This window comes from Pseudactinotalea sp. Z1748 (genome assembly GCF_049725185.1).
Classification (GTDB): Bacteria; Actinomycetota; Actinomycetes; order Actinomycetales; family Beutenbergiaceae; genus CALKWS01.
On the sequence record NZ_JBMPQB010000015.1, the window covers coordinates 1 to 23,667 of the forward strand.

The following is a 23,667-nucleotide window of genomic DNA, read 5'->3' on the forward strand; positions in this document are numbered from 1 at the left end:
TGCCCGGGGGAGAGTGTGTCGGTGCCCAGGGTGGTGGTGGTGGGGATCAGGCCTTGTTGGTGTAGTACTTCGTTGACGCCGGGGACGCATCCGGCGAAGTTGTGGTCGACGTCGAAGACGGCGTGGTTGATCTCGACCATGTCTGATGCTTCAGCGAGCAGTTCCAGGGGCACCTGGCCGGCGGTGACGGCTTGGTTGGCCTTGGTGACCTGGTGGGTTGCGGCGCGGGTTCCCACGGCCCATTGGCCGAGTAGGCCGCCGGTGGCGCGGATTTGGCGTTGTTGTCCATTGATGGTGCGCTGGTAGGGGGTGATCAGGTCATGCACGATCGCGTCGTCGTTGCCGGTCAGAAGCGCTATCTGGTCCCAGCGGTCATGCTCCAGGAGGGTTTGGGCAACATCGCCGGTGCAGTACCGGTTGAACGGGGCGGTCTTGACTCCCACGACCGCTTCGATGTCGAACAGGGCGCGCCAGTAATCCCGGCTCAGCAGGGCCCCGCCCACTGCGGGTTGGAGGTAGAAGCCGATCACCGGCATCACCTCAGCGACGGCGGCGGCTCGTTCCAGCAGGGTCTGTTCACTGGTGTTGCTCATGCCCCACGGGCTGAGCAGGGCCGCGTGGTAGCCCAGGTCCTTGGCGATTTGTGCTTCGGCGACTGCTGCCGGGGTGTCTCCGGTGAGGCCGGCGACCATGATCGGTTCGGAGGGGTGGTTCGCGGCGGTCTCGGCGGCCAGGTGCCACACCTGTGTGAGCATGGCGGGGTCGTGGTGCAGTTCGAACTGGGTGGTGTGTACCGCCACGGCCAGGCCGTGGGCGCCGGCATCGAGGTAATACCTGGTCAGGGCGCGCTGGGCGGTCAGGTCGAGGCTGCCGGATTCGTCCAGGGCCAACGGGTGGGCTGGGATGACCACCCCGGAGCCCAGTCGTGCGGCCAGGTCGGTGCTCATCAGAATTTGCCCTCTCGCTGCTGGAACTTGGTGGCCTTGCCCAGTTGCCGCCCGCCCTCGGTCACCCACCGGGCCACCATCTCCACCACGCGGCGCATCGGGACCGTGGGGTAGCCGTACAGATCGTGGCAGTGACTGGCGTCGGAGAGCAGGGCATCGGTGGACTCGGTGCCGACGAACTCGACGTCGGTGCCCATTGCGGCGGCCAGCCAGGTAGCCAGGCGGCGCACCGAGACGGTCTCGGGGCCGGTGGCGTTGAGGATGTGCGGGGGAGTGCCGGCCAGTTCCACCGACCGTAGCGCCCAGGCGGTGGCATCTTGCTGCCAGACCACGTTCACCGCGGGCATGGTGACGTCGACGGGCTCACCATCGGCGATCTGGGTGGCGAGGTCGGCGATGACGCCGTAGCGCAACTCGCAGGCATAGTTGAGCCGGAAGATGGTCACCGGGGTGTTCCAGGTGTGCGCGGCGTGGGAGAAGATGCGCTCACGAGCCAGGCAGGACTGGGCGTACTCACCCACCGGTTCGGGGGCGTCGTCCTCGGTGGACCCACCGGCAGATAACGGACGCAGCGGGTAGACGTTGCCGGTGGAGTAGACCACCGAGGGCACCCCCCGGTAGCGGTCGGCTACCAAGGCGGGCATCGCCGCGTTGGACCACCACGTCTGGTGCTCGGCGCCGGTGGTGCCGAACTTCATCGCCGCCAGATAGATCATCGCCGCGGCATCGGGCAGGGCCGCGTAGTTCCCCGGCTCGGACAGGTCCGCGGACTGCACCACGATGCCGGCCTCGCTCAACCGCTGGCGCACCTCGGGATCGGAAAACCGGGAAACCGCGACCACCCGGGCATCCGAGCCCACCTCATCCAGGGCACGCCGGGCCATCATCGCCATCGTCGGCCCGATCTTGCCACCGGCACCCAACAACACCACGTCACCCCCAACAGCCTCAAGGGCCCGCCCCACCCCGGGCAACGGGGTGGACAGATAGTCCTCCAACTCGGCCTCAGTGGCCGGGTGCGGCGCCGCCGGGGGCGATGCGATCATGATGTGTACTCCTCAGTGGGTCGTGGTGTGGGGGAGGCGCAGTCGGTGCAATCGGCTGCCGTGGCCGGCTCGCCGGATGAGGCGGGGCGGGCGTTATCGCACGCGGTGGCCAGGCCGCCGCGTGCCACGGGATCTCACCGGCTGTGATTCAGGTAGGCGATACCCAGCGCATGGGACCCCTGTGATGGCTCCAAGGGCTCGGCCTCATACACCCGCAGGACCTGATCGTGGATCTCCGGCTCCAGGTCAGCCAGCATCAGCCACCGAGCGGACTGGACGGCCTGGGCCGGGAGTGCTTCGACCTCCCCGTTCACACGGAACCACACCGAGTCGGGTTCGTTGACCACGTTCTGCATGAACGTGGTGGCGAAGAGTTCGCGATCCTGGCTCAGGTCCGCGAGGCCGGCGTCGTGGGTGGCCTGGATGAACTCCAGCGTGATCGCGCCGTGACTGATGTCCTCCCAGCTGCGCACCGCCCCGTAGAACGGGGTGTACGTGGACACGTCGTCCTCGCGGGAGTAGCCGTTGTATATGTGGGAGTGCACCGGCCAGTACGGCCAGACGTAGGCCCCGTCCTGCACCTGCAGCGACGCTCGGAGGCTGCGCAGCATCGCTTCGACGTTGCGACGGTACTGCGTGTTGTCCACGACCCGGCTCAACTCGGCGAACGTGGCGCCCAGGGCGTGGGACTGGTTCAGCGGCTGGATCGTGCCGTCGAAGGGGACCGGCGCCTCGCGCGGCCAGCGGAAGTCGCCGTAGCCGCGTTCGTCGATGTGGAAGTCGTCCTCGTGGTGCCGCAACGCCCTCATCACGAAGGTCAACAGGTGGCCGGCCACGCCGTTGCGGGTCCCGGGGATCCCCGGGTCGGTGCGCACCATGCGCACGTACCGGGCCAGTGGGTAGATCACCATGCCGGTGTGCACCGGGAAGGCGTAGAACTGGGGCTCGAATGCCACCGTGCCCTCAGTCAGGCTGCGGTCGGTTCCGCGGTCGGCGCTGTGGTCGACCGCGGTCCACCGGGCGCCGGGGGCGTAGGCATCACCGACGGCGTCGACGACGTAGTCGGAGGCGTTGGGATCAAGGGTGAGACCGGTCAGTTCGACGGTCGAGGACGGGTGGGACAGCGTGAGATCAAACCTGTCCGCATCCACCCGGCGCACCGTCGCGGTGGCGTTCACGGAGGTGCCACCGGCCCAGCGCACCTGGATGCCGGGTGAGCCATCCTCCAGGAGCAGTTCACCGTGGCCGGCGGTGTAGTTGCCGCCGGCACGCCACACCGGCCCGGAGCGCCCGGAGTAGTCGGTGACGCCGCGTGCCTCATCGGTCGAGTCCATGACGTGCCGGGCGCGCTCCTCGAACCTGTCCAGGTAACGGTCCTCACCCGTCGCTTCGAACATCAGGAGCAGTCCGAGCAGGTAGTAGGACTCGCCCCAGGCGTACAGGCCGGCCTCGTTGTGCTCGGCACCAAGATCCAGGTAGGCCTGCTCGGCGACCGCGAACGCCTCCGGCGAGGTGTAGTCGAGCGTGGCCAGCGGGGAAGGTGCCCCGAATGCGGTGTCGGTACGACCGAGTAGCGCCAGGGCTAACGTCGAGGCGCTCCCGACGAGCAGGGTCCGGCGGTTGAGTGTGGGGAGGGTGGTCATCATTGGCCCTTCATTACGACAGTCCGAATGTCCCGATAGAGTAGCGCACTAATAAAGGCCGGGCTAGGGGCAGTCCCAGATCAGGCCGACAGGTCGACGGGGGCGGGCTGCACCGGCCGCCCGGTTCGACCAGATTCGTACACGGCCTCGATGAAGGCGACGGCATTGCGCGCCTGCTCCGCGGTCACCAGCGATGGCTTCTCGCCACGGAGGGCGGCCAGGAAGTCGGGCAACTGCTCGGTGGGCCGGGGTAGGCCGTGGGCGCGCAAAGTCCGCCGTCATGGCGCTGTCGGCGTCATGGACGTCCACCAGTCGTGCCGGGATGGCGGGGTCGGCGAGGGGTTCGACGTGCTGGCTTGCGATGATCCCCGGCCCGATGACGCCGATCCCGGGTTCGACGCCCGGGCCGCGGGTGTCAATCTACAGTTGCTCGGCGATGGCGGAGAGGATGGCGACCGGGGTGAGGAGCTGCTCGGGGCTCAGCGGAGCGCGTCCTTGCCCGATCGCGGTGACGAAGTGGTCCAGCGTAGCCGCGTTGTAGTCCGGGCCGAGGGTCAGATTGTGCGCAAGGACCCCACGGGTGTGCACGGCCGTGGCGTGGAACGGAGCCTGACCGCCGTCGGAGGGGGTGACGAAGGTGAACGTGACCATCCGATCGTCGATGGTGGTGTTGGCCCGGACGAGGTCGCCGTGCCGCTCGGCCTGGACGGTGACGTCACCGGGCCGCACGACGGGGTTGCCGAGAATCTCCAGTGCCGTCTCCACGTGATGGATGCCGTAGAAGAAGAGGCCCGCGTACTCGCTGTCCGGATCTGCAGGGCCGGCGACATGCAGATGTCGCAGTGCGCCCCGATCAGCGGCGCCGGAGGTGAACTCGGCGATTTCCGGCACGAAGCGCAGCGCCGAGGCTGAGACCAGAGTCGATCCCGACTCCTCGGCCTGGTCCAGCATGGCGCTGGCGTCGGTGACGGTGGTCGCCAACGGTTTGTCGACCAGAACGGGGATTCCGGCGCGCAGCAGCGGCTCCGTAGCCCGGCGGTGCAGCCCCCCGTCCCGGTTGCACACGATCGCAGCATCGATGTGACCGACGAGGTCGGACGGCTCGTCCACGATCACGTCGAGGCCACCGTACTCGGCGAGTTCGGCGTTGTGCTCGCTCCGCCCCCCGGACAGCGCCACCGCCCGGTAGTCCGGGTGGCGCCCGTCCAGATTGAGGAAGCGGATGAAGTGCTTGACGTGAGAGTTCTCGGTACCGACGAAGCCGACGCGCATGGGTGTTGCCTTCCTGCAGGGAATGGTCAGATGCCAGTCTGTTCTGCAATCGATTGCACGTCAAGGCTCCCCCTGCAACCGGTTGCGCGAATTCCGGAGCCGTCGTACGTTTGGGGCCCACACACACCGAACCCGCGGGAGCATCGATGCAGGAACCGGTCGGCGTAGGGGTGCTTGGTCTGGGCAATATCGGCACCAGTCACGCACGCGCCCTTAGCGAGTTATCCACCCAGGCACATCTGGTCGCTTTCAGCGGCGGGGATCAGCAACGTGCTGCCGACGCGGGATGGCCGCAGGCCACGCAGGTGGCGCCGGATGATCTCTGGCAGAGCGAGAGCATCGACGTCATCGCGATCTGCTCGCCGAGTGATCGGCACGCGGAGCAAGCGCTCGCGGCGCTGCGCGCGGGAAAGCACGTTCTGGTGGAGAAGCCCCTCGCCCTGACGGTGGCAGAGGCGGAGCAAGTCGTTGCGCTGGCCGCCGCGCGGGGCCTGGTGTTAGCGGTGATGTCCCAGCGCCGCCTCGAACCGGAGTACGCCACGGTGAAGAAGATGCTCGCCGCCGGTGAACTCGGCGCCCTCCGGCTGGCCACGACGCATGTGCATTGGTGGCGCGATGAGGAGTACTACGCCGCTGCCCCGTGGCGATCCCTGATGGACGCCGGCGGGGGTTCGATGATGAACCAGGGTGTCCACAACGTGGACCTGCTGAACTGGCTTTGCGGCCCGGTGGAGCAGGTCACGGCGCAGTTCGGGACACTGGGACACCAGATGGATGCTGAGGACACCACGGTGGCAACGGTGCGGTTCGCCGGTGGAGCGCTCGGAATGATCAGCACCTCGACGGCGACACCACCCGGAGCGCCGGCAACGGTGACCCTCCACCTGGACCGCGGCACGATCGAACTCGGACAGGGGCAGGTGCACCGCTGGGAGATCGACGTGCCGTTACCCGAATTCGCCCAGGATGAGGCCGGTGCGGCCAGTGGGATGTCCGACCCATCGGCGATCGGGGTGGCCGGTCACGTGAGCCAGTGGCGTGATGTGCTGGAATCGATCCGAGACGGGCGCACGCCCGCGATCAGCGGCAGGGACGGTGCCGATACGGTTCGGCTGATCAGCGCGATCTACGAATCCGCCCGGAGCGGGCGCGCGGTGCGCCCGCAGGACCTGACATGAGGGTGGCGATCCTGGGCGCGGCCCACCCGCATGTCGATTACGCCCTGCAGGAAGTGCAGCACCGTCCGGACCTGCACCTGGTGGGCGCGGCTGAAGCAGACCCGCAGATGCGCGAGGCATTCCTTGCTGATCTTGGCGATGTTCCGGTGTTCGAGTCGGTGCCGGATCTGGTGGCAGAGCTCGACTTCGACGTAGCGCTGGTCGCGGGCATCTACTCCGAACGTGCCGACGCCGTGCTGGCTGCCCTGGCAGCCGACGCCCACGTGCTCGCCGACAAACCTTTGTGCACCTCCCTGGAGGACCTGGAGCGGATCGAGGAGGCGGTGCGAGGCAGCGGGAAGCACGTCTCGGTGGTGTTCGAGAAGCGCTTCTATCCGGCGACCCTTGCGTTGCGGGAACTGATCGAGGAGGGCACCCTCGGACAACTTGCCCTCGTCGCCAGCACGGGTCCGCACAAACTGCGTCAGCACAGTCGCCCGGACTGGTTCCTCGATCCCGCGCGCTACGGCGGGATAGCCGCAGATCTGCCGGTGCACGACATCGACCTCGTGCTCTCCCTGACCGGCGCAACGGGTGGTTCGGTGAGCGCGGTGACCGGCAACGCCCGGGCCGCGGATCATCCCGGTTTCGACGACCACGTGGCGGTGCTGCTGCACGCCGGCGGGGTGGTCGCCACCATCGAGGCAAACTGGCTGGGGCCCGAGGCCGCCGATGTGCACGGACATTATCGGATGCGCATCGCGGGTTCGGAAGGGACCGCGGAACTGGATTGGGCCTACCACTCGTTACGTGTCACCACACATGAGCGCCGAACCTGGGATGTTCCGTTGGGCCAGCCGCAGCGTCCGGCGCAGTACTTCTTCGACGCGATCGATGCCGGAGCCGAACCCGAGGTGAGCACGGCCAGCAGCCTGCTGGCCACGAAGGTGGCGCTTCTCGCGCAGCGCAGTGCGGACGAGGGTGGTCGCCAACAGCACTGGTGAGGCCCCGGTGGTGCCTGGCCCGGACGGTGCGCCGATGGCGTTACGGTGAATCTCGATCACCCTAGGTGATCGGCGGGCACGGAGGAGGCGCGGAATTCGGCGTGTGACGACGGTGCCAAACCCAGCACCGTGACACTGCACGGCGCCCTGGAAATCAGGGGAACGGTGGGCGCTGTTCGGCGTCAGTGACCGCGACCGGACAACTCCAGGATCTGCATGAGGTTCCGCGTGATGTGGAACGGATCCTTGACCGGTAGGGCCACGACTTGATCCAGAGGGCGTCCGGTAACGTCCCGGATCTGAATCCACTCCGCGCCGTCCGCGCCCCCGGGGAAGGTGCGAAGCGTGTAATCCCAGATGCGCTCGAACCATGCTCCGGCCCCGGCGTCTGCGTACCTGTGCGCCGCGATCGCCGTGGTAGCCGCTGCTTCGGTGTGCACCCACCACAACTTCACCGCCCACGTGTCGCGCACCAGGTTCTCGTAGTCAGTGCCGGTGAGGGTGCCCGTGGGTTGATACGGGCCGCCGGCATCGGTGAACCGGAACAGCCCACCGTGTTCGGCGTCCCAGGCCGACTCACATAGTGCCGAGATCGAAGCGAGCAGGGGCGAGCGGTCGCGGGCGTCATCGAGCAGGTCCAGCGATTCCAGGATCATCCAGAGGCCTTCGATGGCATGGCCCGGGATGCGATGCCGGTTCACCAGCGTCCGGGGGTCGGGGCCGACCATCTCGGTGAAGGTGCCGTCCGGGAGGCGATGGGTGAGGGCATCATCGACGGCCTGGCCGAGTTGGGCTTCCAGGTGACTGTGCTGGCCGAACGTCCTCGCGGCCTGGCTGGCCACCAGCAGGGCGTTGACCAGCAGCATCTTCGGACCGAAGGCGCTGTGACCAGGTGGTACCTGGTACGGCGGGGTGGGGGCGGCGCCGGCCAGATGGTCCGCGCGCGCCCGGTCCAGGATGGGTAGGGCGTGGTCGAGCCAGCGTGGTTCACCGGACTGCCGGGCCACCTCCGCCAAGCCCAGCGATACGAACCAGTCGGCGTAGACGCTGCGATCGGGCTGCCCGGGGGTCTGGGGGGTGCCTCCGTCGCGGCCGACGACGTACCGGGTGGTGTGATCGTCCGTGATCACGTGGTCGCTCAGGAATCGAGCGCCGCGTTCCGCCAGGCGCAGCAACTCTTCGGCGTCGACGTCGAGCAATCCGCGCCGGCCCAGATCCACCGCGCGTGCCAGGAGCCACACGAACCGGCCCTGTGACCACGCGAACTTGTCGGTGGAGACCAAGGTCCGCCCACGGTTGTCGAAACACGTGAAGAATCCGCCGTGCCGGTCATCGAGGCCTCGCTCCAGCCAGAATGGCAGGATGACAGTTTCTAACTGCGAGCGCGCTTGATGGGTCATCATCGCCTCGACCAGGTCGCGTGGGGTCAGAGATCGTTGCTGGCCGCGGCGACCTTCGTGATCGCGGTGGCGATCGCCTCGGTCTGTTCATTGGAGCCGAGCAGCGAGAATTGCGGCAGCCAGATGGTGTCGGACGAGACGCGGTCGGCATTCGGGCAGGCCGCTTGCGGTAACGGCTGACCGAGACGCTCGGTCAGGGCGCGGCTCTCGTTGGCCACCGCCTCGTTCCGGTGCAACGGGACGTAGCCGGGCGAGACCCCGGGCACACCTTCGGCTGCGAGTGCCTTGACTGCGGCATCACGCTTGCCCCGGGCCCCGAGTTCGGGCACTCGGAAGATGAACAGGTGGTGCCCGTGGCTGGTGACCCGCGGATCCGGGGTGGCGATCTGCACGTCGTCCACGTCGGAGAGCAGTTCGCGGAGCAGGGCGTCGTTCGCGGCCCGCTTGCTCTGCATCTCGGGGAGCTGGCGCAACTGGACCCGCAGGATGGCTGCCTGGAACTCGGTCAGGCGGAGGTTGTACCCGACGGAGTCGTGTTGGTACCAGCCTCCACCGGGCACCCGCCCGACGTTGACCAGCGAGTAGAGGGAGGCGGCCAGCGCGTCGTCGTCGGTGGTGACGATCCCGCCCTCACCGGAACTGAGGTTCTTCGACGTCTGGAAACTGAAGGTGCCCACGTCGCCCACGGCACCGACCCCGCGTCCCTGCCACTGGGCCCCGACTGCCTGGGCCGCGTCCTCGATGATGGCCACCTGGTGACGCGCACCGATCGCCGCGAACGCGTCCATGTCCGCGACGTTTCCGGCCAGGTGCACGGGAATGATTGCCTTGGTGCGTTCGGTGATCGCGGCTTCGGCCGCGCCCGGATCCAGCAGGTGGGTGTGCTCGTCGACATCGGCGAAGACCGGGATAGCACCGACGAACAGGGCGGCGGATGCGGTTGCGATAAACGTGTACGGGGGCACGATCACCTCATCACCCACGCCCACCCCGGTGGCGCGAAGGGACGCAGCCAGGGCAAGGGTGCCGTTGGCGAGGGCGACCGCGTGCTTGGTCTGTTGGAACTGCGCGAACTCGCCTTCGAAGGAGCGCACCACATCGCCGTGGGTGCTGCCCCATGCGCCCGACCGGAGCACATCGATGAGTGCCTGTTCCTCCTCCTGTCCGCCTTGGGGCCAGCGAGGCAGGGCAGGCACATCGGCCAGTGCGGCGGAACCGCCGTGCAGAGCGAGCGTCGAGGTCATCAGGGGTGTTCTCCATTTCGGCTGTCCGGATATGGCATTAGGCTAGCGACAATAATTGCGAACGTCGATAGGGTAGTCATGCCCGATCAACCGATCTAGGAGGCATAGATGCCTAATCGCCTTGCCGTCGATGGTGGCGAACCTGTCCGTGACCGTCCGTTTCCGACCGTATCCAACGCGTCCGGCCGTCGGATTGGAACCCCTGAGGAGGAGGCCGTACTCGATGTGTTGCGGAGCGGCCAACTCAACTCCACCGTCGGGCCGGTCACCCGCGAATTCGAGCGTGAGTTCGCCGAGTACTACGGCGTGGATCATGTCGTCGCCTCGGGATCGGGGACTTCGGCCATCCATCTTGCCGTAGCCGCGGTGGATCCTGAGCCTGGTGACGAGATCATCACCACGGGTCTGTCGGACGCCGGCACCGTGCTGCCGATCCTGGCGCAGAACGCGGTGCCAGTCTTCGCTGATGTCGATCCGGCAAGCGGGAACCTGGACGTCGACGCCGTCGCGGCCCGCATCACCGACCGCACGAAGGCGATCATCGTCGTCCACCTCTTCGGTCAACCGGCCCCGGTGGCCCAGTTGCGCGCGCTGGCGGACCCGTTGGGAATCGTCGTCATCGAGGACTGCGCCCAGGCGTACCTGACGACGGTGGGGCCCGATGCCGCGCTGGCCGGCACGGTGGGCCATATCGGTTGCTTCAGTCTCCAACAGTCCAAGCACATCACCGCCGGTGACGGCGGGCTGACGATCACCGATGATGTGGATCTGGCCCGACGGGCCCGATTGTTCGCCGACAAGGCCTGGCCGCGGGACACCGATGAGCGCAGCCACCTGTTCCTCGGACTGAACTACCGGATGACCGAAATGCAGGCGGCCGTCGCCCGGGCACAACTGCCCCGACTCGCCGGTGTGGTGGAGGACCGGCAGCGTGCGGCCGCCCTCCTGACCCGGACGGTCGCCGGCCTGGACGGCCTCAGTGCCGCAGACCCGCGCGGAACCGTCTACTGGCAGTTCCCGATCTTTATCGATCCTGAGAACGCAGGAGGTGACGCACCCGACTACGCCAGGGCGCTGGCTGCCGAGGGAATCCCGGCCAATGGTGGTTACATCGTCCGCCCGCTGTACCTGACACCGGTGTTCACCGAGCGCCGCACATACGGCGAGTCCGGGTATCCGCTGTTGGTACCACCCGCCACTGCGGTGCCGGACTACGCTCCTGGGCTCTGCCCCAACACCGAGGATCTGATCGACCGGCGCCTGCTGGTGATCGGTTGGAACGAGAACTACAGCGATGACGACGTCGCGGACATCGGTGCGGCACTGTCGAAGGTCCACGCAGCCAAGCGGCCATGAGCAGGGTGGGCCGGGAGGGTGGTTCGCCGCACTCCCGGCCCATGTGATTCCACGGGATCTATTGACCATTACGGTCAGGCTCTAATACTGTCCTGGGATCACCGTAAATGAAGCGTGACGGAAAGGTCGATGATGTCCCTCCCAACTCTGAGCCGCCGCAGCCTGATGGTCGGTGGATCCTCCACACTGGCCCTGGCACTCCTGGGCAGGGCACCGGACGCCCTCGGCGCACCCGCCCCGGCCGCTATGCTGGACTACACCTCGCCGGAAGCCTTCGCCGTCGCGGAGCAGGCCTACCTGGACCTGGGTGCCCAGCACAACGAGGCAGGGTTGTACGCCTGGGGGGAGTCCTACTATCTCCTCGGCCTGCTGCTGATGTACGAGCGGTACGAGGACGAGGCCTACCTGGACACCTTCGAGGAGCGGGCGCGCCATGTGCTGGCCAGCACCGACGCCGCGCGCGGTGTCACCGACTACCGCGGCGTCTCCGGCCCGGGGTGGCGCGCCGCCGGCAACTACACGGCCGGACACGCCGAGTTCGCGTTGTCCGACGGGTCACCCGGCATCCAGATCCGTTGGGCCGGGGTGCGGTCCGCGGAGGCCCGCGCGACTGTCACCAACGTCTCCGGTGAGCGCTTCGATCTTGAACTCTCCCACCCCAGTTCATCCGAGACGCTCACGGGCGTGAGCCTTGACCCTGCCTCGCCGGACTACGTGGTCGACGCGGTTCATGCCCTGTTCAACGGGACCAGGCGCTGGACCGCCCTCGATCATCGCGAGAGTCACGACGAAAGCGACCGGGTGGCGGCCTCTTCGATCGACTTCGAGCCGCAGTTCTACGTCTTCAGTGTGCACACCGGCATGGTGGTGCGACCGTTGGCCCGTTACGTGCGCACCGTCCTCGGATCGCCCCGGTACGCCCGGCGTCAGGCGTTCGCCGCACGTGTGCGCCGAGCGGTTCAGGAGGCGGTGGACTTCCACTGGGAGGAGTTCGCCGTCGATGAGCATGGCCGGGGCGACTTCTGGTGGGCCAGGAACGCGCCCATTCCGTGGGACGGACTGATGCAGCCCTACAACCAGGGGCACGCGATGGGTGCGGTGTATGCCGAGCTCTACCACCTCACCCCCACGGCCTCGCTGCGCAGGCGCCTGGAAGCCATGATGCGATCCTTCCGTGCGGGCGTGGAGTCCGACGGCGACGCGATCATCTGGCCGTACTGGCAGCCCTACGGTGCCAAGTACCGCGGGTACACGGTGGAGGAGGACCTGTCCACCTATACCCCGTGGTTCTCCGGCATCCGGGTCGCCGAGGACATCAGCCACGCCGCCATCACGTTGGAGTTCCTCCAGAGCGTGCACGATGCCGGAATCGAGGACCTCGGCGGTATGCGGCAACAACTCGCGACGACGTTTACCCAGAACGTGATCCGCGATGAGGACTCGGTCTGGTTCCGCGTGGACGGGACCCAGGACGCCGCGCCGGCCAACGCGGTGCAGTCAGCCCGGTGGCTCATGCTGGATGACGTGGATCCCGCCATCCACGATCATGTGCGGCGCGTCTATGAGGCCGAGCCGCTGGAACCCTCCCAGGGCTCGCACGCCCTCGGTATCGCCTACCTGAACCACACCGCGTAGGCGCTGACGCCGTACGCCTCGCCCAGCATCACCGAAGGAGAGACATGTCCGGTTCGGTCGAGAAGAAGCGTGACCAGGTCCGGGTAGGTGGTGTGCTTGCCGCTGCCGGGCTGCTGTCGGCTGCGCTGCTCGTGCCTCCGGGTGGGGCTCCGGCGCACGCCGACCCCACCCCGGTGATCGCCGAGGGCGATGTGTTGATCAGCAATCACAGCTTCGAGGAGGGTCTGGCTGAGTGGAGCCTCTCCGACGGCAATGGGGACAGCGGCGGTGCGGCGTGTGAAGATGCGTTGTCCATCAGCACGGACTGGTCCACCGATGGGGCTCAGGCGCTGGCGATCGATGCCATCGATGGCTGTGAGCAGGCCGGAGCACTCAGTGGAGCGTCCGCGGTTGAGCCCGGCCAGCAGTACACGGTGTGGGCCGATGTGACCGGCGAGGGTCAGTCGTGGCTGGGACTGCACTGGCTTGACGGCGATGGCGACCTGATCGACGGGGCCGGGGAGCGCGGTCAGGTCCAGGGTGGTCGGTTGCGTGTGGCTGCGCTCGCCCCCGAGGGCGCGGCCGCGGTGCGGGTGGAGGTCGGCGCCACGGGTGTCGTTAACGCCGACAACGTGCTGATCAGCGCCGAGTACACCGTGCTCGCGGACCAGATCACCAATCGTGCGAGTTATCTCGGGTCAACTGCGGGCGTGGACGAGAACGGCCGCGCCGTCACCTATGCCGTGGCGACTGCTCAACCAGCGGTGGGGGCGGTGATGACCGTGACCGACATCCTCACCGATGAGGTCACGCGGGTGGTCCGCCTCACCGGTGCGACAGGCGCGTGGGGGATCAACCAGAATCCTGTGACCGGAACCGTCTACGTCGGGACCTACGGTGCCGGCGCGCTGTGGCTGTACACCCCGGGGGAGGAGGAGGCGGTCAACGTCGGGCGACCGGATATCCCGGCCTGGAGTTTTGCCTACCAGATGGACTTCGACGAGGAGGGCAACGCCTACGGCGGTGGTTGGGGTGAGCCGACCGATGGGTACCCGGGAGCCTCGATCTACACCTTCACCGAGGGAGAGGGTTTCACCGGAGTGCTCGGTGACCTGCCGCTCGTCGATGACGCCTACTACACCCGTGCCGTGGGCTATGACGAGGTCAGCCGCACCGTCTTTGCGGGTACGGGCACTCAGATGCACCTCTTCGGTTGCGGCATTGACGACGGCGAGTGCGTGGACCTGACGTCACTCTTCAGTGAGGAGTTGCAGGAACGGCCGTGGGTCTACGGCCTGAGGGCCGGCGGTGGCTATGTGATGGCCTGGGCCGGTGACGGTGCGAGCACCGGCAACGACGCCTTGCTCGTGCTGCAGGTGGACCGCGATGACAGCGGTGAGTTGCAGGTTGACGTGGTCGATGAGATCGCCGGGGTCGTCTTCAACGGCTCCACACCGGTGGTGGACGATCACATCTACTACGCCAAGGCCAACATGAACGAGGCAGGCAATCCGCTGTTCTCCTACAACGTGGTCACCGGAGAGGAGATCCAACTCGACGCCCCGACGGGCATCTTCTCCCGCAGTTGGGACGTCATCGACCTCGAGGATCCCGAGTGGCCGGGACCGACCGTCGTCGGCTGGAACTCCGGCGGGATTCAGGTCAAATACAACATCGAGACGGGCAACCTCGAGAGCAACACGGCCGAGAACATTCCCGACGTGGCGCTACAGGTGAACAGCCTGGCCACAGGTGAGGACGGGCGGGTCTACTCCGCCGGCTACCTCACCGGGGGCATCGGCAAGGCCGTGCCGATGCGCGATGACCAGCATGAGACATTCCCGCAGGGCGGTCAGGCCGAGCACATGCTGCAGCACAACGGGCGGATATACCAGGGGATCTACCCCGGTGGCACGATCAACTCCTTCACCGCCGAGGAACTGGCGGCCGGATCCCAGCCCCGGGTCGACTGCACGATCGGCGCCGGCCAGAACCGACCCTATGCCCTGCACAGTTCGGGCGACCGGATCTACTTCGGCAGCCAGGCAGGCGAAGGGCAGGATCGAGGCGCCTTCGGATGGTTCGATTCCGCCACCGGCGAATGCGCCACTATCGCCGGGCCCATCGGTCACCAGTCGATCAACTCGGTGACATCCGGCGCCGGGAAGGTCTTCGGTGCCGGGAACATCTTCTACAGCTGGGACGGGCTGCCGCTGCAGGACGAGGCCACGCTCATGGTTTTCGATGAGGCCTCCGAGGAGATCCAGGAGATCGAACCGCCCGTCGATGACCTGCGGGCCATCAATGCCGTCGTCACTGCCGCAGATGGCACGGTCTGGCTCTACGCCGAGGGTTGGCTGCTGGCAATGGACCCCGACACACTGGAATGGACGCATACCGAGGAGGTCTTCCCCGACCACAAGCCCGGTGACCGCATCGCGGGCAACTATGCCCGGATGGTGGCGGGCACGGACGGCACCATCTACGGCAACGCCGCGGGCCGCGTCTTCGCCTTCGACCCCGAACGGGCAGCGCGAGCGGGTTCGGCGGAGGACACCCTGCATGTGCTCTTCGACGGAGCCGGTGCGCACCTGACACTGGACGCCTACGACAACCTCTACGTCAGCCACGGCGTCACGGACCTGCTGCGGATCGTGCCCGAGGTTGCCGAGCCGGCCGGTGGGATCCAGGCCCTGGTCTCCAGCCTGGAGGCCTACCTCGAGTCCGGGGACGTGGCCGGCCCGATCGCCGACCAACTCACCGGTGCGGCCAATCAGGCCCAGCGGCACCTGGAGGCCGAGCGCACCCTCCCGGCCGTCCGGGCCTTGGAGCGGTTCATCGATCACCTCGATCACCCGAAGGAGGAAGACAACCTCAGCGACCAGGCCCGCGATGACCTGCGAGACCAGGCCGCCACGATCCTGGACGGCCTGGCCTAGCCCGCCTGCCCGGATCAGCTGCTGAATCACGGCGCGCAAGCGCGGACACCGACCACCTCGATCAACATCACCGAAGTCAGGAGAGACATGTCTGAATCGGACGCGAAGACGCGTGACCAGATTCCCGTTCCCCGAGCGGGCGCGCTCGCGGCTGCCGCATTGTTGTCCGCGGCGCTGCTGGTGCCACCGGTAGCGGCGCACGCGCAGAACGATCCCCCGGTCGTTGACGGGGACACGCTCGTGACCAATCACAGTTTCGAGGAGGATCTGGCCGGGTGGAGCGTCTCGGACGGCAACGGTGGCGTCGCAGGCGAGGAGTGCGCTGCGGCGTTGTCCGTCACGACGGACTGGTCCACCGACGGGGCCCAGGCGCTCGCCATCGATGCGAGCGGTGCGTGCGACCAGGTCGGTGCCCTCGGTGAGGCAGTACCGATCGAGGGCGGGGTGCGCTACACCGCCTGGGCGGACGTGACCGGGGAGGGTGAGGCGCTGCTCAACCTGCACTGGCTCGATGGTGACGGGGATGTGCTGGACTCCGCCCGCGGCAATGCCGATCCCGAGCGGTTGCGCGTGGACGCGGACGCGCCGGAGGACGCCGCCGGTGTTCAGGTTGAACTCGCCGCCACCGGCGCGGTGAGCCTGGACAACGTCCTGATCAGCGCCGCGCACACCAGCCTCGGTGCGCAGATCAATCAGCGCCCGCAGTTCTTCTCCAGCGAGGCGGGCGTGGATGAGAACGGCCGGGACGTGATCTGGGGGATGGCCACCGGCAGCGAGGACGATCCGGGGATCCTCATTGCCACGGACATCCTCACCCGGGAGGTCACCCGATCGGTACGGCTACCGGGTGCCACCGGAGGCTGGGCGGTGAACCAGAACCCGGTCACCGGCACCGTGTACGTCGGAACTTATGGTGCCGGCGCGTTGTGGCTGTACACACCCGGGGAGGAGGAGGCGGTCAACGCCGGCCAGCCGGACATCCCGGCCTGGAGTTTCGCTTTCAACGTCGCTTTCGATGAGGAGGGCAACGCCTACGGTGGCGGCTGGGGAGAGCCAACCGACGGCTATCCCGGGGCTTCGGTCTACACGTTCACCGAGGGCGAGGGGTTCACCGGCATCCTCGGGGAGATGCCGCTCACCGATGAGGCCAACTACACCCGCTCCATGGGCTACGACGAGGCCAGCCGCACGGTGTTCGTGGGCACCGGAAATCAGGTCAACCTGTTCGCCTGCAGCATCGACACGAACGAGTGCGAGAACCTCGCGCCGTTACTCGATCAGGAGATCCAGGACTCCGTCCAGGTCCGGGACATCGTCATGAGCCAGGGTCATGTGCTGGCCTGGGTCGGCGACGCCACCAGCGCCGGCAACGACTGGCTGGTGGTGCTCGACGTGGAGCGTACCGACGACGGCGAACTGCAAGTCGAGGTGGTCGATGAGATCCGCGGTGTGGCCCACCCCGGTTCCAGCCCCATCCACGACGACCACATCTACTACACCAAGGCCGGCTACGAGGGCTGGCCGCTGTTCCGCTACAACATCCTTACCGGGGAGGAGACCCAACTCCCCGAGGACGTGGTCATCCTCGCCCGGCAGTGGGACATCGTCGAACTCGATGACCCGCAGTGGCCAGGCGCCACCCTCGTCGGGATCAACGCGAACGGGTTCCTCACCCGCTACAACATCGATACCGAGACGATCGACGTCGAACAGGTCCCGGACGTTCCCGATGTCTCCCGCCGGATCAACAGCCTGGCCACCGGGGCGGACGGGCGGATCTACTCAGCCGGCTACCTCGGCGGCGGAATCGCCGCGGAATCGCCGATGCGTGGGGACCGGCAACAGTCCTGGCAGCTCGGTGGCCAAGCCGAGGAGATGATCCTTCATGACGGGCGCATCTACCAGGGCAACTACCCGGGCGGGACGATCACCTCCTTCACGGCCGCCGAACTCGAGGACGGACAGGCCCCCAGAGCGGAGTGCACCATCGGCGCCGGTCAGAACCGTCCCTACGGCCTGCTCGGCGTCGATGACCGGATCTACTTCGGGTCCCAGGCCGGGGAGGCTGCCGATGCCGGTGCCTTCGGCTGGCTCGACCTGGACACCGGTGAGTGCCACACCATCGAAGGTCCGATCGGTCACCAGTCCGTGGACACCCTGACCGGAAGCGGAGACCGGATCTTCGGCGGCGGAAACATCTTCTTCGCCTACACCAGCCTGCCGCTGCAGGAGGAGGCCAGCGTGCTGGTCTTCGACGGGAGCACCGAGGAGATCGAGGAGATCGAGTTGCCGGTGCCCGGCCTTCGGGCGGTCAGCGCCTCGGCGACCGACGCGGAGGGCACGGTGTGGTTCTACGCCGAGGGCTGGCTGCTGGGGATGGACCCGCAGACGCTGGAGTGGGTGCACACCGAGGAGGTCTTCGATGATCACAAGCCGGGCTCGCGGATCGCGGGCAACTATGCCCAGATGACCACCGCATCCGACGGCACCATCTACGGCAATGCGGGCGGGCGAGTCTTCGGCTTCGACCCGGCAGGAACCCTGCGCGCCGGCGCGGCCGAGGACCTGCAGGTGCTGATTGACGGGGCCGGGCCGTTCCTGACCATCGACGATTACGGCAACCTGTACACGCGCGACGCCGCCACCACCCTGCTGCGTATCGTGCCGCAGGCCAGTGAGCAGCCCGGTGGGATCGAGGCCTTGACCTCGAGCCTGGAGGGTTACATCGAGTCCGGGGACGTGGCCGGGCCGATCACGAATCGCCTGACCAGTGCGGCTACGGAGGCGCAACAGCACCTGGAGGCCGGGGACACCACCCCGGCCGCACGCGCCTTGGAGCGGTTCATCGGCCACCTGGACAACCCCAAGCGGCCGGACACCCTCAGTGAGGTCGCACAGCAGGACCTGCGCGAGCAGGCACGCACCTTGCTGGCCGACCTTACCTGAGGAGCCGGGAACACGACTGAGGCGGACGCGCCCGCGCGTCCGCCTCAGTCGTGCTGAGTCACGACTCCCAGTGCGCGGACGCCGGGATGCGCACCCGCCTACCGGGCTCGACGTCGTAGACGTACCCGGCGTCCGGATCTGCGGCATCGATGTACTCGCGCACGAACGTGGTGTCCACGTCCAGCTCGAGGTGCAGACCCCGGCTGCGTGCGGCTGCGATGCGGAACACCGCGTTCGGCTCCCCGTCGTCGTCGACGTAGGCGTACCTTCCCACCAGGTCCTGCCCACCCACCGGTGCGACCGAGGGATCCAACTGGACCGTCATCGTGGCGGTGGCATCCAACTCTTCGCTGCGCTCGGTGACCACCCCGGTCAGGTTCTGGAGACGGTCTCGGCCGGTGAGGAGCAGCCGACTGCCGTCGCGTATGTCCTGCATGCCGTAGCCGTCCATGCTGACCGCGTTCTGGTCGCTGTCGAAGCGGATGATCACGAAGGTTCCCGTGACCGTGACCCGGTCATCGACGGTGACCTCCCGGCTCCCGTCGGGATCGTGCACGAGCCAGTGCTTGGTGCCATCGGCGAGTTCCACCTCGACGGCCGCGACGCCGTCCGTGTCGTCACCACGAACGGGCAGTGGACGAACCCGGGCGATCGCGCTGGCTCCGACGAACGGCTCGAACACCGAGGTGAACATGCTGTCGAGGTCCTCGCCGGTGCGGCGTAGCAACGCATAGCGCAGCGACTCGGGGTTGCCGGGCTTGTTCCGCGGTGGAATGCCGTCGGCGAGCGCGACCTCCTCCACGTCGCTCAGCACCGTCATTCGCACGTGCAGGTCCGGGTCGCCGTCGAGCACGCCGTAAGTGTCCACGATGTCCCAGTCGATGCTGAAGGGACCCTCCGGCCTGCCGCGCTCGACGTTTCCCAGCCAATCGAACCCGCTGGCTCCCGGGCGGGGCTCGCCCGCCGGGTCCGGTGGTTCGACTTCCGCACCGGCGTAACTTCCGGTGGGCTGCTCGACAAGATCGACCCCGCTCGCGGTGGCCGGGCCCTCGGCGGTGTGGAAGGAGAAGACATGCTCACTCCCGCCGCGGACCCGGAATACGTCCAGGATGTAGTAGTGCTGGGGGTCGATGTCGACCAAAACCGTGGTGCGCCGGTACCGCTCGGCCTCGGGGTAGGCCCCCGGTGCCTCGACGTCACTCATGTGCACCTCACCGCCGGAGAAGAAGCCCAAGGGACGGCCTACCACCATCGACGCGTGTGGAGTCGCATCGACGACGACGGTATTGGCGGCCACGGTGTTCGACTCCCACTCGAACCGGCGCGCATTGGTGTCGGTGAACTCCGGCGAGCCGATGCCAGGCATCAGATCCAGGCCGTGCCCGAACAGGCCGAGGGCCAGGGCGGTGCGATAACCGTGCCAGTGATTCGAACTGTAGGAGGTGGTCATCGCCCGTTCGGCGCTTCCGTGCCCGGAGCGGTGGATCGCCAGACCGAAACCGGTGAGGTCCTCGCTGCCCAGGGAGAGTTGGCCGTGGTGCTCGATCACCGCTGCAATGTGCTCTTCGATGCCGGCGGCGTCGGGGCTGAACACATCGGAGCGCAGACCATCGGTGCTGTTCTCGTTGACCAGATAGGCCATCTGGGCATCGACGACGTTCCCGTAGCGCTCGTAGGCGCGCACGTAGTCGTCGGGCGAGCCAAGCAGGAACGGCCGGCCCGTCTGCCCGGAGTTGCCGATCGAGGGGGTGTAGGCCGAGAGCATGGTCAGCCGCGGGCGGGCAGCGACCATGGCCTCGAACTTGGGATGACTGGCGACGTCGGCGACCGGATAGGTGTCGAACCCGTCGAGGGTGTCGGCCATGTTCCGCAAGTTGTTGATGGCCAGGATGTTGTAGGCGGGCGCGCCCTCCTGGTACCAGCCGTCCCGGTCCACGCTGTCGACCAGTGTGGGGGCGACGTTCCCACCGGTGACCGACCAGTTGCCCCCGCCCTCGTTGACCAGACCACCGGCAGCGAAGACGAAGTCCAGCCATTCCTTCGCGGCCTCCGGCTCGTCCAGCACGACGGCGGCCTGGGCCAGGGTGTTCTGGTGCATCCCGAAGTTGCCGAAGATCCGGGCGCTGCGGACCGCCGGGTAGATCTGGCGCAGCACGCCGTGCTCGATGTTGGCGCGGACGTCCGCGACGGTTTCCTTGGGCGCCAGGCCGTACTGTTCGGACTTGGCCGAGAGTAACTCCAGCACGCCTGCCTCATCACTCTCGCTCAGGGCCGGGTAGAAGGCGTCGTACGCGGTGATCAGGCTGCCGACCAGGCCGTTCTCCCAGATCGACCCCACCGCCTTGCCCCTGCCTCGACCGCCGTCGGAATTCCGGTAGCCGTCCGCGACGGTGTACACCGAGGTGTCCATCGCGGGGTAGGCGTCGGCGAACCGATCCAGCAGCACGATCCCGTGATGGGCGTAGGTCAGATCGCCGGTGTAGAGGTAGGCGTCCCGTAGGGCCTCCAACCCTCGCCGGATGCTGGTCAATTCGTGATCGCCGACCGGCAACGGGGCATACCAGAGGAACCAATGGTTGTAGTAGGCGCAGAACGTCCACTTCGCACCGTCGGCGTCGACCCATCCCCAACCGTCGTCCACGCCCCAGTCCGGGCCCCGCTCCGGGTAGGCGGTGTTCACCAGGTATTGCGGGTCCCCGAGGTCACGGTCGAAATTGCCGTTCGCGTCCAGCGCGCTGGCGTAGAAGGCCGCGAAGTCATTGGTCGGGAAGGTGTAACCGGAACTGGGATCGGTGAGTTTCCATGGCTGCGCATACGGATCGGCGAGCCACGGATAGTTGCCGTACTCGAAGATCTCGGTTCCCGTGATGGGTGAACCCAGGTCCTGGTTCACCGCGAAACTCCGCGGCAGGCCCTGGGTGGTAACCGACTCCCACAACCACTCCGGACCGGCATCGATGGCCTGCTGCGCCGCCGCCACCGCCGTATCGCGGAGCCGGCCCGCCCACGCCAGTTCGGCCACATTGGCCCGGGCGGCCTGCACTCGCTCCGGGGTGTAGTAGGTGGCACGGGTCTTCACCGGTCCTCCGGTCAGGTTCGCGGGAGCAGGTCCGAACGCCGCCGCAGCATCGGGGGACCGGGCCGCCGTCAGGCCGGCGACGCCACCTACAGCAGCCAGTTGCAGGATCGCGCGTCGCGATATTCCTGGTGTGGATCCGGGCATCATCGCAGGGCTCCTTCGTTCGATCTGCCGCCTGGTGACGGCGGGCTGGTCTCTAGGCGTCCTCGTCCACCCACAGATCCTTGAAGTAGTAGCGGTCGGCCTGGGCTCGCAGCTCCAGACCCTGCACATGCGGCTGAGCGATGTAGTACATGCTGTTCCACACCACCGGCAGGAACAGTTCGGAGCGTTCACGGATAGCGGCTGCGTCCCGCAGGATCGACTGCTGCTCGTTCTCGTCCACGGTCTCCTGGGCGTCGAGCACGCGCTCGGCGAACTCCCGCGCGAGCGGCTCGGTACCGTCGTGGCGGATCTGCTCCACCGCCTCGGTGCGTTCGCTGGAACTCAGGGATTCGTCGGACTGGACCTCCTGGAGCTCGGTGTAGGAGTCGATGTCCAGCCCGGCCTCCCGGGTCATGTTCGGATCCCAGAGTTGCTGGACCTGGTAGGGCCAGGTACTGATCCCGGAGAAGGAGCCGTACCAGAGTCCGAAGTAGTCCTCATCGTGGGTGTCATAGCGTCGGTCCACGTACACGCCGACTTCGACGACATCCTTGGTGACATCGATCCCCAGGTTGGTCTGCCAGGTGTCCACGATCGCGTCCAGCTGCGGGAAGTCGGCCCCGGCGAGCAACGTCAGATTCGGAAAGCCCTCACCGTCGGGGTAGCCGGCCTCGGCAAGCAGCCGCTGGGCCTCGGCAACCGCCTCATCACCCCACATCTGCTCGTGGGCGGCCAGGTCCTCGCCCCAGTCAGGCGTGGCGGGGGAGAGGAGCGTGGCGGCGGGCTCGGTGAGTTCGGAGATGCCGGCGATCTGCTCCCGGCCCAGGCCCAGGTTCAACGCGCTCCGCACCTCCTGGTCCTGCAGAATCGTGTTCTGGCTGTGCAGTGGTGTGACGTAGGTGGTGCCGGAGTTCTCCAGCAGGATCAGGTGCTCACTGAGTTCGGGGTCGTTGATGAACCGGGTGACCTCTGCGGGCTCGGCGAGTGCTTGGATGTCCACTTCGCCGCTCTCGTACGGCACTGTGGTGGTGATGGAGCCCTGCTCGATGAGCTGGACGTCGATGCTGTCCAGGGCGACGTTGTCGTTGTCCCAGTACTCGGGGTTGCGCTCCAGGCGCATGGAGGAGTTCGAGACCCAGTCCACCAGGTTGTAGGGGCCGTTACCCACCCAGTTCTCCGGCTGCTGCCAACTGTCGTCTCCTTCGACCGCGCCCGGATTCAGGGGCAGCATCGAGGGATAGGTCAGGCCCATGATGAACCCGGGGTTGGGCGCCTCCAGGGTGAATTCGAGGGTGGCTTCGTCGACGGCCTCGATGCCGACTTCCTCGAAATCCTCCACGATCCCGGCGTTGTACTCCGCGGCGTTCAGGATGCCCAGGTTCGCTTGATAGGAGGAGTCACCCGTGGCGATCCCGCCGGTGCCGCGGGCGGGGTCGAGCAGGCGCTGGTAACTCCACGCGAAGTCCTCAGCGGTGACCGGCTCGCCGTTGGACCAGTTCGCGTCCCGCAGGTGGAAGGTATAGGTCAGGCCGTCGTCGCTGACGTCCCAGTCCTGCGCCATCGCGGGGCGAACGTCGGTGCCGTCAGCGGTCTGCAGCACCAACCCTTCCAACAGGCCCATCTGCACCAGCCACATCCCGAAGGTGATCGACTGCGGGTCGATGTGGGCGAAGTTGGTCAGCTGCACGGTGATGTGCCCGCCCTGGGCCTGCGCGGCGGTACCGCCGCCGTCATCGTCCTCGATTTCGGCATCGCCGTTGCCGAACAGGTTGCAGCCAGCCAGCAAGAGCGCGCCGGCGGTGGCGACGGCGGCGAGGCGGAGCCGGGAGTGGATCGGACGTGCGGTCGACATTGACACAGGATCTCCGGGGGGGGG

The 23,667-nt window shown here is 67.3% G+C and carries 15 protein-coding genes; 6 read left to right on the forward strand and 9 right to left on the reverse strand.

Translation table 11 applies throughout. From position 1 onward, the window contains the following. The 5 genes from ACO0LU_RS19200 to ACO0LU_RS19220 form a co-directional block, all read right to left on the reverse strand. The coding region (locus ACO0LU_RS19200) for a dihydrodipicolinate synthase family protein (protein ID WP_424792958.1) at positions 1–947 on the reverse strand (947 nt) is incomplete at its 3' end. Beyond that, positions 947–1,993 carry an NAD-dependent epimerase/dehydratase family protein gene (locus tag ACO0LU_RS19205; RefSeq protein ID WP_424792959.1) on the reverse strand — a complete coding sequence of 349 codons (1,047 nt, stop codon included), beginning with the start codon at positions 1,991–1,993 and terminating at the stop codon, positions 947–949. The genes ACO0LU_RS19200 and ACO0LU_RS19205, both read right to left, overlap by 1 nt. A 134-nt stretch (positions 1,994–2,127) precedes the next feature. Beyond that, positions 2,128–3,639 carry a hypothetical protein gene (locus ACO0LU_RS19210; protein ID WP_424790729.1) on the reverse strand — a complete coding sequence of 504 codons (1,512 nt, stop codon included), beginning with the start codon at positions 3,637–3,639 and terminating at the stop codon, positions 2,128–2,130. Between the two features lie 77 nt (positions 3,640–3,716). Next, a complete protein-coding gene (locus ACO0LU_RS19215; protein ID WP_424790730.1) occupies positions 3,717–3,905 on the reverse strand; it encodes a Gfo/Idh/MocA family oxidoreductase in 189 nt (62 codons plus the stop codon). A gap of 151 nt (positions 3,906–4,056) precedes the next feature. Continuing rightward, positions 4,057–4,908 (reverse strand): Gfo/Idh/MocA family protein, encoded by an 852-nt coding sequence (locus ACO0LU_RS19220; RefSeq protein ID WP_424790731.1) that lies wholly within the window; start codon positions 4,906–4,908, stop codon positions 4,057–4,059. A 146-nt stretch (positions 4,909–5,054) separates the two neighbouring features. On the opposite strand from ACO0LU_RS19220, the gene ACO0LU_RS19225 reads away from it, so the two are divergent. Beyond that, complete coding sequence (locus tag ACO0LU_RS19225; RefSeq protein WP_424790732.1) at positions 5,055–6,086, forward strand: Gfo/Idh/MocA family protein; 1,032 nt, start codon at positions 5,055–5,057, stop codon at positions 6,084–6,086. Next, positions 6,083–7,069 (forward strand): Gfo/Idh/MocA family protein, encoded by a 987-nt coding sequence (locus ACO0LU_RS19230; RefSeq protein ID WP_424790733.1) that lies wholly within the window; start codon positions 6,083–6,085, stop codon positions 7,067–7,069. Before ACO0LU_RS19225 ends, ACO0LU_RS19230 begins: the two co-directional genes overlap by 4 nt. A gap of 182 nt (positions 7,070–7,251) precedes the next feature. Here ACO0LU_RS19230 and ACO0LU_RS19235 read toward each other — a convergent pair whose 3' ends face one another. Together ACO0LU_RS19235 and ACO0LU_RS19240 are read right to left on the reverse strand one after the other, a co-directional pair. Then, on the reverse strand, positions 7,252–8,469 hold the full coding sequence (locus ACO0LU_RS19235) for an AGE family epimerase/isomerase (protein WP_424790734.1): 1,218 nt from the start codon (positions 8,467–8,469) through the stop codon (positions 7,252–7,254). A gap of 26 nt (positions 8,470–8,495) precedes the next feature. Then, positions 8,496–9,713, reverse strand: coding sequence for a DegT/DnrJ/EryC1/StrS family aminotransferase (locus ACO0LU_RS19240; protein ID WP_424790735.1), 1,218 nt, complete (start codon positions 9,711–9,713; stop codon positions 8,496–8,498). A gap of 108 nt (positions 9,714–9,821) precedes the next feature. On the opposite strand from ACO0LU_RS19240, the gene ACO0LU_RS19245 reads away from it, so the two are divergent. The 4 genes from ACO0LU_RS19245 (at position 9,822) to ACO0LU_RS19260 (ending at position 18,568) form a co-directional block, all read left to right on the forward strand. Then, entirely contained in the window at positions 9,822–11,069 is a 1,248-nt protein-coding gene (locus ACO0LU_RS19245; protein ID WP_424790736.1) for a DegT/DnrJ/EryC1/StrS family aminotransferase, read from the forward strand. A 132-nt stretch (positions 11,070–11,201) separates the two neighbouring features. Next, positions 11,202–12,704: a hypothetical protein gene (locus ACO0LU_RS19250; RefSeq protein ID WP_424790737.1), complete on the forward strand. Its 1,503-nt coding sequence runs from the start codon at positions 11,202–11,204 to the stop codon at positions 12,702–12,704. A 44-nt stretch (positions 12,705–12,748) separates the two neighbouring features. After that, entirely contained in the window at positions 12,749–15,622 is a 2,874-nt protein-coding gene (locus ACO0LU_RS19255; RefSeq protein ID WP_424790738.1) for an FIMAH domain-containing protein, read from the forward strand. Positions 15,623–15,709: 87 nt separating this feature from the next. After that, positions 15,710–18,568, forward strand: a complete 2,859-nt coding sequence (locus tag ACO0LU_RS19260) for an FIMAH domain-containing protein (RefSeq protein ID WP_424790739.1) — start codon at positions 15,710–15,712, stop codon at positions 18,566–18,568. A 58-nt stretch (positions 18,569–18,626) separates the two neighbouring features. Here the strand turns inward: ACO0LU_RS19260 and ACO0LU_RS19265 are convergent, their stop codons facing one another. Continuing rightward, on the reverse strand, positions 18,627–21,794 hold the full coding sequence (locus ACO0LU_RS19265; RefSeq protein ID WP_424790740.1) for a hypothetical protein: 3,168 nt from the start codon (positions 21,792–21,794) through the stop codon (positions 18,627–18,629). A 49-nt stretch (positions 21,795–21,843) separates the two neighbouring features. Then, a complete protein-coding gene (locus ACO0LU_RS19270) occupies positions 21,844–23,643 on the reverse strand; it encodes a peptide ABC transporter substrate-binding protein (RefSeq protein ID WP_424790741.1) in 1,800 nt (599 codons plus the stop codon). Positions 23,644–23,667: the final 24 nt, after the last annotated feature.

What these genes read in the sequence shown, in the direction of transcription:
- ACO0LU_RS19205 (WP_424792959.1), bottom strand. Translation starts at nt 1,993, where the DNA reads ATGATCGCATCGCCCCCGGCGGCGCCGCACCCGGCCACTGAGGCCGAG.
- ACO0LU_RS19210 (WP_424790729.1), bottom strand. Translation starts at nt 3,639, where the DNA reads ATGATGACCACCCTCCCCACACTCAACCGCCGGACCCTGCTCGTCGGG.
- ACO0LU_RS19220 (WP_424790731.1), bottom strand. Translation starts at nt 4,908, where the DNA reads ATGCGCGTCGGCTTCGTCGGTACCGAGAACTCTCACGTCAAGCACTTC.
- ACO0LU_RS19225 (WP_424790732.1), top strand. Translation starts at nt 5,055, where the DNA reads ATGCAGGAACCGGTCGGCGTAGGGGTGCTTGGTCTGGGCAATATCGGC.
- ACO0LU_RS19230 (WP_424790733.1), top strand. Translation starts at nt 6,083, where the DNA reads ATGAGGGTGGCGATCCTGGGCGCGGCCCACCCGCATGTCGATTACGCC.
- ACO0LU_RS19235 (WP_424790734.1), bottom strand. Translation starts at nt 8,469, where the DNA reads ATGACCCATCAAGCGCGCTCGCAGTTAGAAACTGTCATCCTGCCATTC.
- ACO0LU_RS19240 (WP_424790735.1), bottom strand. Translation starts at nt 9,713, where the DNA reads ATGACCTCGACGCTCGCTCTGCACGGCGGTTCCGCCGCACTGGCCGAT.
- ACO0LU_RS19245 (WP_424790736.1), top strand. Translation starts at nt 9,822, where the DNA reads ATGCCTAATCGCCTTGCCGTCGATGGTGGCGAACCTGTCCGTGACCGT.
- ACO0LU_RS19250 (WP_424790737.1), top strand. Translation starts at nt 11,202, where the DNA reads ATGTCCCTCCCAACTCTGAGCCGCCGCAGCCTGATGGTCGGTGGATCC.
- ACO0LU_RS19255 (WP_424790738.1), top strand. Translation starts at nt 12,749, where the DNA reads ATGTCCGGTTCGGTCGAGAAGAAGCGTGACCAGGTCCGGGTAGGTGGT.
- ACO0LU_RS19260 (WP_424790739.1), top strand. Translation starts at nt 15,710, where the DNA reads ATGTCTGAATCGGACGCGAAGACGCGTGACCAGATTCCCGTTCCCCGA.
- ACO0LU_RS19265 (WP_424790740.1), bottom strand. Translation starts at nt 21,794, where the DNA reads ATGATGCCCGGATCCACACCAGGAATATCGCGACGCGCGATCCTGCAA.
- ACO0LU_RS19270 (WP_424790741.1), bottom strand. Translation starts at nt 23,643, where the DNA reads ATGTCGACCGCACGTCCGATCCACTCCCGGCTCCGCCTCGCCGCCGTC.